Origin of the sequence: Lacisediminimonas sp. (genome assembly GCF_030645335.1) — a bacterium.
GTDB lineage: Bacteria > Pseudomonadota > Gammaproteobacteria > Burkholderiales > Burkholderiaceae_D > Lacisediminimonas.
Genome location: NZ_JAUSNH010000065.1, coordinates 1 through 9688 on the forward strand (window position 1 = coordinate 1; position 9688 = coordinate 9688).

The window sequence follows — 9688 nt, forward strand, 5'->3', positions numbered from 1 at the left end:
GAAACTGAACGCCTGATGACCGAACCCGCCGCTCCCACCGCAACCGCCCGCCTGAACAAACGCATGGCCGAGCTGGGCATGTGCTCGCGCCGCGAGGCCGACGACTGGATCGCCAAAGGCTGGGTCAAGGTCAACGGCCAGGTGGCGCCCATGGGCCTGCAGGTGGCGCCCAACGACCGCATCGAGGTGGACAAAAAGGCCGAAGGCCAGCAGGCCACGCAGGTCACCATCCTGCTCAACAAGCCCATGGGCTATGTCAGTGGCCAGGCCGAAGACGGATATCAACCGGCATATGTGCTGGTGAAGCCGGAAAACCGCTGGAGCGAAGACGCCGCCCCGATCCAATTCCATCCATCCCAGCTAAAAAGCCTGGTACCGGCCGGCCGGCTGGATATCGACTCGACTGGCTTGCTGATACTTACCCAAGATGGCCGGATCGCCAAGCAATTGATTGGCGAAGATACGTCGATTGAGAAGGAATACCTGGTGCGGGTTCAATATGGCCGCCCGGGCCGACTGCCAGAACACGAGCTCAAGCGGCTCCAGCATGGATTATCCCTGGATGGCAAAAGACTTTTGCCGGCCAAAGTCACTTGGCAAAACGAAGACCAGTTGCGTTTCATCCTGCGCGAAGGAAAAAAGCGCCAGATCCGTCGCATGTGCGAGGCGGTCGGGCTGAAGGTGCTCGGGCTAAAACGCGTGCGTATCGGCCAGGTAAAACTGGGCGACCTGCCCGCTGGCATGTGGCGCTACCTCGGCGCCAACGAACGCTTTTGAGGCGCTGCTGGCGCCAGGTGCGAACCGGCTTGCATTAGCGGTAATAGCGATGATGGCGGTGATGCCGATAGCGCGGCGGGCCATACCCATAAACCGGCGCCACCATGACAGGTTGATTCACATAGACGCCAGCAGACACGCCAACATCGGTCGGATACGCCGGCACGACTGCACAGCCGCCAAGGAATGCCGACAGTGCGACCAGTCCACCTGCAAGCAAGATTTTCACGATGAACCTTTCAGAGAGTTGACGACAGGATCATCACCTGCAATCGCCGCAATGGTTGTGTTCATTTGTAAAGAGTGTATGGCGCAGGTGTCAGCGCCCTGGCCTGCGCGCGGGCCCTCATCGCGCGCCGTCGGCTGCCCTCATGACGTCACCGAGTGCAGCATCGCCTGCAATGTCGCCGCCCCCAGTGCCGCACTGCGCGCTCCGTTCCAGCCCACCGCCGGATCCGGCAAGGCAGCGTTATCCTTGAACGGCATTTCCAGTGTCAGGGAAACGCAGCCAAACGTATGCCCGACATACTTCGATGCCAGCGCCAGCATCTCCTTGCGGTACTTGCCCACGCCATAACCATGCACCGTCTGGAAATCGGGACTGGCCTCGCAGAAACGATCGATGAAAGACTGCTGCGCCCTGCCCTGCTCCGGCGTGAATCCTTCCAGCATTTCAGACCCCGCCGTAAACACATACGGCAAGCCTTCGTCGCCATGCACATCAAGGAACAGGTCGCAGCCGGTCTGGTGGATCCTGTCGCGCACGCACAGCACTTCCGGGCTGCGCTCGGCCGATGGCGCCATCCATTCACGGTTCAGGTTGGCGCCGGCGGCATTGGTGCGCAAGTTGCCGTGTACCGAACCGTCCGGGTTCATGTTCGGCACCACATGCACGACCGCGTGTTCCAGCAATCGCGTCGCGACCGGATTGGAACGATCCAGCAACGCCTCCAGCATGCCCTGCGCATACCACTGCGCCATCGATTCGCCAGGATGCTGGCGTGCGATGACCCATATCTTCTTGGGCCGGGCGGGATCGCCGACCACGACCATATCAATGTCGCGCCCCTCCAGCGTCTTGCCCAGGCTCTCGATACGGACCCGTGGCGAGCTAGCGATGCGGCCGAGGAAATCCAGGTGCCGATCCCAGGAATAGGGCTCGAAATACGCGTAGTACACGACGTCCGACGTCGGCCGGTGCTGAACGGTCAGCACGCCCCCCTCGTAGCTGGTCGGCACCCGCAGCCAGTGCTGCCGGTCTTCGCTGGCGACCACCTGGTATCCCGACCATCCATCCGGATAGGTCGCCTTCCCGGCGTTCAGGAAACGCAACACCGTCTGCTGGTCGCGCACGCCTTCCACCCGGAAGTAAAACCACTGCAAAAAATCGGCGTGGCTATCGCGCCGGATGTTCAACTGGATGTCGTCGGCGGACTGCGCACTGACGACTTCAATGGCGCCGGCATCGAACTGGCTGCTGATCCTGATGGTCATGGTGATGAGTGAATGCGGTGAGGAAAAATCTGTCCGGGCAGCATACGGCAATCCGGATTGCTCTGCTATAATCCGCGGCTTAGTCGGGGCGTGGCGCAGCCTGGTAGCGCACTTGCATGGGGTGCAAGGGGTCGGAGGTTCGAATCCTCTCGCCCCGACCAAAAAAAAATCAAAGGGTTATGGAAACATAGCCCTTTTCCTTTTCTGGCAACGTAGCTGTTTCGTCGCTGCGTTTTCATCCGAGGTCGATCCGACCTTTGAGCCGCTCTCGATGGGTTCAGGAAGTGAAAAACAGGTACCGATATTCGCGCGCTTGATTTACTCGCGATGGGGAAAGGCCCGACTATGTGGCGTTGAGCCGCCTCTCCCTAATGCGGTAACAGAAACGTGAGTCATCAAACCTGCTCCCAAGGATTGAAAAGTGCGACCTTCGCGCGTACAAATTCAGAGTCGTCTCGTGATACTACTGTCATCCCATACTGCACTGCAGTCGCCGCAATGATGAGATCGGGCTGAGAGTAGGTATGACCCGCCTTGCGCCCTTCTTCAACGAGAAGACGCCATGTGAGCATTACGTCTTCCGAGACGGGCAGGATCCGATCTTCAAACATGGGGCGCACCCTGCTGCTCAGCCAACTTGAAAGCTCAACGCGCCTGCCAGCATCGGCGACCCGCTCAATACCAAAGCGGATTTCAGCCAAGGTGACCACACTGATGTAGAGCGACTCCAAGGGCTGTGCTGCCACGAACGACACCACCCGGTGCTCGGGGCGTGGCCGGCGCAGTTCAGAGATGACATTGGTGTCCAGCAGGTAGGCAGTCACAGGTCTGCATCCCTGACTGGCATGGGAGCACGCGGCGCTTCAAGTTCCAAGTCGCGATAAGGCGACGCCTGGATCGCGTCGATCAAAGCCGCGCCAGTCCTGCCACCCTTCAGGCGACGAAACTCCTCGGCGGCAACGACAACCACTTCATCCCGCCCGTGTACGGTCACGTGCTGCGGCCCCTCACTGTGAACCCGGCGCACCAACTCGCTGAAGCGCGCTTTTGCGTCTTGCAGCACCCAATAACCAGGTCGCGACCGGTTCGAATCCGAATTGTTCATGGCATCCTCCCGTTCTAGTCAGCCTGACCAGAATACCAAGAGATGTCACCAACTTCAAGGAAGTGCACGAAAAAATTCCGGCCGGCCAACCAACGCTCACCTTGCTTTTGCTTGCCATCCACGACGCGCTGCCGCCCAGTGGTGAAGCGCCCCGTTGCGCCAGGGTGAAATGAGCAGACAAGACCATGAAGCAAACGCCGACCCGCACCTGATTGCAGGCGCGGCTTCACGTTCGCGGCACAATCCCTTTTCTGATGCTGCAATCAACCAGCCTTCAGCTTCGAACTTCCCCTCGTGCAGTGCGGTTTAAAGCGCCTTCGCAGGAACACCGGCAGCCTTGTCCTCTTCGGGTAGAAAGTAGAGAAATGTCGTCCGATAATTTCGTCGGCAAGATAGCTGGGGCTTGGCTTTTCTTCTTTTGAGGAAATTCCCGCTTGCCACTGAAATAAAAAACAAGTAAAAAAATCTTTCAAGAATCGACAGGAGTATTCATGGCATTGGTGTTTGCGGTAATGAGCTCGCTTTGTTTCGGCATCGCCATGATCGTCTCGCGCGTCGGCCTTCGATTTATCGATGCCCGGGCTGGCGCTGCAACCAGCATCCCCACCGCAACCGTTCTGTTCCTGCTGGCGTCGCCGTTCGCATTTGATACCAGCGGATTCACCTGGCGTGCCGCCTTCATCTTTGCGGCAATCGGCGTGTTCTTCCCGGCGGTGGTCACCATGATCATTTTCCGCTCCAACGAGCTGCTCGGACCGACTACGACGAGCTCGATCTCGGGGACGGCGCCCCTGTTCGCATTGATTGCGGCAGGATTGTTGCTGGGCGAAAAAATTCCGCCGCAGGCGGCCTTGTCGGCAATCGGTGTCGTCATAGGGGTCGTGCTGCTGACGTGGAAGCCCCGCGCCCAGCGTGCAGACTTCGACATATGGTCGCTGTCATGGCCAATCGCCGGTGCGGTGGTCCGGGGTGTGGCGCAAGCTGTGATCAAGGCAGCCCTGATGGTCTGGCCCCACGCTTTCTCTGCCACCGTGATCGGCTATGTCATGTCGTCGGCGACCGTGATTGGCATGGATCGCCTGCGGCCGGGAGGCAAGCCCAAAGTCAACCTGAAAGGCGTGACGTGGTTCATGATGGTCGGCGTACTTAACGGAAGCGCCGTGCTGCTGATGTACCTGGCGTTGAACCTTGCTCCGGTTTGGCAGGTTGCTCCAATTTTCGCGTCCTACCCGCTGATCACGGCGCTGATCGGCGCGCTTGTGCTGCATGACGAAAAACTGTCATTGCGCACCGGTGCCGGCGCATGCATCACGGTTGCTGCCGTGGTGTACCTTTTTATTGCTCCGGTGCTGTAGCCCGGAATTCCCGGCCAGGCGCACCTGGCCAGCCCGCCATAAAAATCGGCATTCGAAAGCGTGATTTGCTTGCTTGAACACACCCTTGCCGTGCCCGCCCTTTGCGACAGGCAAAAAAAAAACCGCGCTTCGAGAAGCGCGGGGCAGATCAACCAAAAACACGCGGTTGACTGAAAAACATTTGAACATCAACTACCGGTGCTGCAAATATAGAGGCGGCAAAGGCTGGCGTATGTGCGCAAGCGAACCGAGCGCCGGAGTTCAGCAGTGCATGATTCGCTGTGTCGATTAGGCCGCAATTAGCCGAAGCGCTTCTCCGTGACTTCATTCAAGGTAATCAAAATGAAATATTCAATTCTGCTGCTGGCATTGGTCGGTTCCGTTGCACTGAGCGCCTGTGAGCGTCAAGCGACTGTCGCAGTACCGGTTGTCGTACCGGCTACCGTTGCCGTTCCTGGCCCTGCCGGCCCTGCTGGTGCAACTGGCAACACCGGCGCGACTGGCGCAACCGGCGCCGCTGTTGTGGGCTCGACCGGCGCGACCGGCGCAACCGGTGCAACGGGCACTGACGGCGCCCGGGGTTCAAGCGGCTATACCGGCGCAACCGGCGCAACTGGTGCAACCGGCTCGACCGGCTACACCGGTGCCGATGGCGCTAAAGGCGAAACGGGCAATACCGTGATCGTTGTACCCAAGTAAGCTGGCACACAAGCCGACGCACTGAGTACTGAAAAGGCTCCGGATTTTTCCGGAGCCTTTTTATTGGGCGCTCGCTTGCTGCGATGCGCGACCGGGTACGCTGCGCCCTGCCGCGTTCAATGCAATCAGGGCTTCCTGAACTTGAGCAGGAAACCGTCTTTTGCCTGCCCCTGGTCCGGTGTGTTCTTGTCGCGCGGATCAGCCGGATTGCGATAAAGGTCCGATTCGGCAACGAAATTGAATCCCGCGGATTCCACTTCGCGGCGCAGGAAAGCCGCTTCGACCCGATGCAGCGTAGCGGCCTGGGAAATCCCGGTGCCCGGCATGCCGTGATGATCGACGATCACATAAGCGCCGCCCGGCTTCATCGCGTTGAACAATGCCTTGTTCATCTGCGCCCGATCGACGCCCTGGTGGCCGAGGTCGTGATAGTTGTAGACCAGCGTCACCAGGTCCAGCGTATTGGGTCCGACGCCAGCCGGTATCGGCGTCTCGAACTTCTGCACGACAGCAATGATGTTGCTTGCGGCCGGATTTCTTGCCCGTTGCGCCAGCGCCTCAGGGGAAGGAATGCGACGCGGCGCGGCAGCCGCAGATGCCGGGCGCGACGCCATGCCGCCTTCGGGCACCGCAGTCGGTGCGGCATTGGCTGCGCGTGGCGGCGCGCTCTGTCCATAGACCTTGCCGCCCGGGCCGACCGCACGCGCCAGCAATTCAGTGGTGTAGCCCGCGCCTGCACTCAGGTCAAGCACGACCATGCCGGGACCGACACCGGTAAAAGCGAGGAACTGCGCCGGCTTGCGCCGCATGTCAATGGTGCGATCGGCTGCGCTACGGTCCGGGCTGGAAATGATCTCGGCGATGCGGTCACTGGATAATCCGGGGGCCGCACAGCCGCCCAGAAAAATAGTCGCGGTGATCAGGGTGGCAGAACAGATTCGGGGGAAAAAGCGCTTGAATCGGGTTTCGCGAAAACTGGCACGGGTCGGGTTTTTCATATCGTCTCCTTGGCTTTACCTGAGCGCAATATACCGCAGGCGGCGCAAACCCGAAGCAGCTGCCCGCAATCCATTGCCGACCGCGAGCCAAGCTGACACGCCGAGGCGCCGTACTTGCCAGTTGCGGCAAAACCGGTAACAGTTGCACGACAAGTTGCAGCAAGCATGCGCCTTCGCCGCCCGGCAATCCCAGGAGACTACGATGTCGATCACCAATTCCGCCAATGGAACGAATATCCAGGAAGTTGCTGCAGGCATATTCCGGATCAATATCCCGTCGGACAAGATGCCCGGCGGTTTCTCGTTCAACCAATACCTGATTGTCGATGATGAGCCCCTGCTTTTCCATACCGGCCATCGCAAGACATTTTCGTTGGTGCGCGAGGCCGTTGCGCACGTGATGCCGGTGGAGCGGCTGCGTTACGTCGGCTTCGGGCATATCGAAGCCGATGAATGCGGCTCCCTGAACGAGTGGCTTGCCATTGCCCCCCAAGCGGCGCCCTTGTGCGGCAGCCTTGCCGCCAGGGTTACGATCAACGATATGGCCGACCGGCCGGCACGCGGCATGGCGGACGGCGAAGTGATTTCGCTGGGAGCCCATAGCGTCAAGTGGCTGGACGCCGCCCATCTGCCGCACGGCTGGGAAGCCGGCTACCTGATGGAAGCCAGCACCGGCACCCTGTTCTGCGGCGACTTGTTCACCCAGCCGGGCAAGGGTGAACTGGCGTTGACGCAGGCTGACATCCTGGAGCCGAGCGAAGCATTGCGCCAGAAAATGGATTATTTTTCGCATTCGCCCGATACCGTCGCGCTGCTCGACAAGCTGGCAAGGGAAACACCCGCCACGCTGGCATGCATGCATGGCAGCGCATGGCAGGGTGATGGCGCCAGCTTGCTGCGCGCATTGGGCCAGCGACTAAGCCCGCACTGACACCGCCCACAGCCGCGCCGTCGCTGATGGCGTGGCGGCAATCAGCCGCCTTCAGTTGTTGACGTCGGCCGGGCATCTTCGGCACGCGGATCGTCCCCCGATCCTGGCTTATGCCATTAACGCATAAGCAAAGTCGGAAAACTTCGTTGTATCTATGACTCCCCTCGCGGACACTTGCGTCTGGCCGTTCCTGCGCCACCGTTCCGCGAATCGCTCGGCCGTGCCGGAAAAACGGATCCGCCACCGTCACCATCGAACCCTGAAGGCACCCATGACCCTCCATCCATCCCCACGCTCCTGGTTCCGCCGCCTCTCACTGGCAGGATTTTTCCTGGTCGCCTGCAGCGCTGCGTTGGCCGCGGACATGCAGCAGGAAAACGGCAAGCTGGTGGCGCTGCTGGTAAAACAGGATAGAAGCCTGCCGGCTGTCGGCGCAAATGCAGCGGATCGGACACCGGCTTCGATCGAGGCCGGACTGGCCGAAGACCTGGCAAGCCGATTGCCTTCCGGCGCGGTCGCCGGCAACTGGTCACGCGTACAGCTCAGGACAGTCGCCGATATCAGCGCCCTGCCTGTCAGCCGGACAGTCGTTCCGGTCCAATACGAGATCGCCCCGATGGCCATCCTGCGTACCGATACCGCAATCGCGCAGCCGCAGCAACTCAAGGCCCAGGTCGTTTGCCTGGCGCAGGGCGGGAACTATGCTGGCATTGCCGAGGCCCGCTATGGCGCAATCGAAAAGACTTACCCGTCGCTGACCGATGCCCTGGTCGCCTTGCGCACCGGTGGCTGCGATGCCGTGGTACACGACAGCACGGTCTTGCAGGAATTGGCCGGCCAGCCGGAATGGAAGAAATTTGCGGCACGACTGCCCTTGGGAGAGGCCAGGACCCTGGCCTTCGTGATCCCGGCCGGCGAGCGCCAGACTGTCGCACAGTTGACGCAAATCGTCGGCGACTGGAATGCGAAATCGGTTCCGCATGCGCTGGCAAGGAAAGTAGCCAGCAAGCTTGCGTCGGCAGTCCAACTGACGCAGAAGGCGCCTGATTCCTACTGAAAGCCGGCGGCGCTCAATGCGCCGTCATCAAAAGAAAGGCCATCGCTCGCGATGGCCTTTCTGCTTTTTTGGGAACATTGGCTGGCGCGGAGCGCACCCTGGCTCATTGCCGAACCTGCCGCACGCAGCGTTTTACCGACTGACCTGCCACAGCGCGAACAAGGCAACCAGCCCAACCATGGCCCAGCCCAGGCGGTCAATATAGCGATGCAGCAAGGACTCCATGCGTGCACCGCCCCAGGCCATCAGGCCCGCGACCATGAAGAAGCGCAGTCCACGACCGACGATGGACGCCAGCGTGAACGGCAAAAGCAACATTGACAGCGCCCCGGCAGCAATGGTGAACACCTTGTACGGAATCGGCGAGAAACCGGCGATGAACACGGCCCAGAATCCCCAGCGCTGAAACCAGTCGACGGCGATTTGATAAGCCGGCCAGTAACTGCTTGCCTGCAACCAGGGCAGCAAGGCATCCATTGCAAAATAGCCGATCGCATAGCCAAACAGTCCGCCTGCGACCGAGGTCAATGTCGTCAACAACGCCAAGAACCAGGCGCGGCGCGGATCTGCCAGGCACATTGGCGCTAGCATCACGTCCGGTGGAATCGGGAAAAACGAAGACTCGGCAAAGCTCATTGCGCCCAGGTACCAGGGCGCGTGCGGGTGCCGGGACCATGCCATCGCCCGACGATAGATCGGTGAAAACAGTTTCATGCATACCTTCCGATTGATGAGCCGCCATTATCCCTGCAAACCAACCAGGTTCAGGCGGCCGGGAGTAAATATCGGGTAGCCGGATTGTCAGTTTGGCATGGCGCAATTGCCCTGCGCCCCTGCTGCGGCAGCGGCATGGTCCGCTACCTGCCGCGTCATCGCTCCAGCGCGACTTGCCTGCTTTTGCGCACGCTGAAGTTCAATGCAGTAGCAAACAGCAGCGCGCCAAATCCGGCAATGGCGGCTCCGGTTCCGGTAAATGCAATTACCCACGCCGCCAGCGCAACGCCGAGCGCCTGCCCCAGGAAAAAGCAGAAGGCAAAGCTGCTGACGGCCGCCCCGCGCCGTTCGGGCGCCATTTGGGTGGCATTGATTTGCAAGGTGTTATGCAGCATGTAAAAACCCAGCCCGTTCACCAGGCAGCCCGGCAAAGCCCAGGCCCATGACGGCGCCAGGCCGATCGACAGCAGCGACGCAAAAACCAGTGCGCCACCCCAGCGTGCCAGTCCAATCTCGCCCAGTCGCGGCACCAGCTTGGCGGAGCCCAGCGAGAAGGAT

General features: G+C 60.5%; 11 protein-coding genes, 1 tRNA gene and 1 pseudogene. 6 read left to right on the forward strand and 7 right to left on the reverse strand.

The features are described from left to right. Positions 1–15: 15 nt before the first annotated feature. On the forward strand, positions 16–777 hold the full coding sequence (locus Q7T64_RS04980) for a pseudouridine synthase (protein WP_304792194.1): 762 nt from the start codon (positions 16–18) through the stop codon (positions 775–777). Between the two features lie 34 nt (positions 778–811). On the opposite strand, the gene Q7T64_RS04985 is transcribed toward Q7T64_RS04980, so the two are convergent. Both Q7T64_RS04985 and Q7T64_RS04990 read right to left on the reverse strand, forming a co-directional pair. Continuing rightward, a complete protein-coding gene (locus Q7T64_RS04985) occupies positions 812–1006 on the reverse strand; it encodes a hypothetical protein (RefSeq protein ID WP_304792160.1) in 195 nt (64 codons plus the stop codon). A gap of 140 nt (positions 1007–1146) precedes the next feature. After that, positions 1147–2271 (reverse strand): M14-type cytosolic carboxypeptidase, encoded by a 1125-nt coding sequence (locus Q7T64_RS04990; protein ID WP_304792164.1) that lies wholly within the window; start codon positions 2269–2271, stop codon positions 1147–1149. A gap of 84 nt (positions 2272–2355) precedes the next feature. Here Q7T64_RS04990 and Q7T64_RS04995 point away from each other — a divergent pair. Next, positions 2356–2432: transfer RNA gene (locus tag Q7T64_RS04995), tRNA-Pro, on the forward strand. A 234-nt stretch (positions 2433–2666) separates the two neighbouring features. Here Q7T64_RS04995 and Q7T64_RS05000 read toward each other — a convergent pair. Both Q7T64_RS05000 and Q7T64_RS05005 read right to left on the reverse strand, forming a co-directional pair. Continuing rightward, positions 2667–3095 carry a type II toxin-antitoxin system VapC family toxin gene (locus tag Q7T64_RS05000; RefSeq protein WP_304792167.1) on the reverse strand — a complete coding sequence of 143 codons (429 nt, stop codon included), beginning with the start codon at positions 3093–3095 and terminating at the stop codon, positions 2667–2669. Beyond that, the gene (locus tag Q7T64_RS05005; protein ID WP_304792170.1) at positions 3092–3376 is read right to left on the reverse strand and encodes a type II toxin-antitoxin system Phd/YefM family antitoxin; all 285 of its coding nucleotides are present in this window, start codon (positions 3374–3376) and stop codon (positions 3092–3094) included. The genes Q7T64_RS05000 and Q7T64_RS05005 overlap by 4 nt, the downstream gene beginning before the upstream one ends. Positions 3377–3867: 491 nt before the next feature. Between Q7T64_RS05005 and Q7T64_RS05010 the strand changes: the two genes are divergently transcribed. Together Q7T64_RS05010 and Q7T64_RS05015 are read left to right on the forward strand one after the other, a co-directional pair. Further along, positions 3868–4731: a DMT family transporter gene (locus Q7T64_RS05010; RefSeq protein ID WP_304792173.1), complete on the forward strand. Its 864-nt coding sequence runs from the start codon at positions 3868–3870 to the stop codon at positions 4729–4731. Positions 4732–5073: 342 nt separating this feature from the next. Continuing rightward, positions 5074–5430: a collagen-like protein gene (locus Q7T64_RS05015; protein ID WP_304792176.1), complete on the forward strand. Its 357-nt coding sequence runs from the start codon at positions 5074–5076 to the stop codon at positions 5428–5430. Between the two features lie 125 nt (positions 5431–5555). On the opposite strand, the gene Q7T64_RS05020 is transcribed toward Q7T64_RS05015, so the two are convergent. Beyond that, on the reverse strand, positions 5556–6428 hold the full coding sequence (locus Q7T64_RS05020; RefSeq protein WP_304792180.1) for a class I SAM-dependent methyltransferase: 873 nt from the start codon (positions 6426–6428) through the stop codon (positions 5556–5558). Between the two features lie 202 nt (positions 6429–6630). Here Q7T64_RS05020 and Q7T64_RS05025 point away from each other — a divergent pair, with 202 nt between their 5' ends. Both Q7T64_RS05025 and Q7T64_RS05030 read left to right on the forward strand, forming a co-directional pair. After that, on the forward strand, positions 6631–7359 hold the full coding sequence (locus tag Q7T64_RS05025) for an MBL fold metallo-hydrolase (protein ID WP_304792183.1): 729 nt from the start codon (positions 6631–6633) through the stop codon (positions 7357–7359). 271 nt (positions 7360–7630) lie between these two features. Next, positions 7631–8416 carry a transporter substrate-binding domain-containing protein gene (locus Q7T64_RS05030; protein ID WP_304792186.1) on the forward strand — a complete coding sequence of 262 codons (786 nt, stop codon included), beginning with the start codon at positions 7631–7633 and terminating at the stop codon, positions 8414–8416. A 132-nt stretch (positions 8417–8548) separates the two neighbouring features. Here Q7T64_RS05030 and Q7T64_RS05035 read toward each other — a convergent pair whose 3' ends face one another. Next, positions 8549–9130, reverse strand: a complete 582-nt coding sequence (locus Q7T64_RS05035) for a YqaA family protein (RefSeq protein WP_304792191.1) — start codon at positions 9128–9130, stop codon at positions 8549–8551. A 155-nt stretch (positions 9131–9285) separates the two neighbouring features. After that, a pseudogene (locus Q7T64_RS05040) lies at positions 9286–9688 on the reverse strand (MFS transporter); the annotation flags it as partial.

What these genes read in the sequence shown, in the direction of transcription:
- Q7T64_RS04980 (WP_304792194.1), top strand. Translation starts at nt 16, where the DNA reads ATGACCGAACCCGCCGCTCCCACCGCAACCGCCCGCCTGAACAAACGC.
- Q7T64_RS04990 (WP_304792164.1), bottom strand. Translation starts at nt 2,271, where the DNA reads ATGACCATCAGGATCAGCAGCCAGTTCGATGCCGGCGCCATTGAAGTC.
- Q7T64_RS05005 (WP_304792170.1), bottom strand. Translation starts at nt 3,376, where the DNA reads ATGAACAATTCGGATTCGAACCGGTCGCGACCTGGTTATTGGGTGCTG.
- Q7T64_RS05010 (WP_304792173.1), top strand. Translation starts at nt 3,868, where the DNA reads ATGGCATTGGTGTTTGCGGTAATGAGCTCGCTTTGTTTCGGCATCGCC.
- Q7T64_RS05015 (WP_304792176.1), top strand. Translation starts at nt 5,074, where the DNA reads ATGAAATATTCAATTCTGCTGCTGGCATTGGTCGGTTCCGTTGCACTG.
- Q7T64_RS05020 (WP_304792180.1), bottom strand. Translation starts at nt 6,428, where the DNA reads ATGAAAAACCCGACCCGTGCCAGTTTTCGCGAAACCCGATTCAAGCGC.
- Q7T64_RS05025 (WP_304792183.1), top strand. Translation starts at nt 6,631, where the DNA reads ATGTCGATCACCAATTCCGCCAATGGAACGAATATCCAGGAAGTTGCT.
- Q7T64_RS05030 (WP_304792186.1), top strand. Translation starts at nt 7,631, where the DNA reads ATGACCCTCCATCCATCCCCACGCTCCTGGTTCCGCCGCCTCTCACTG.
- Q7T64_RS05035 (WP_304792191.1), bottom strand. Translation starts at nt 9,130, where the DNA reads ATGAAACTGTTTTCACCGATCTATCGTCGGGCGATGGCATGGTCCCGG.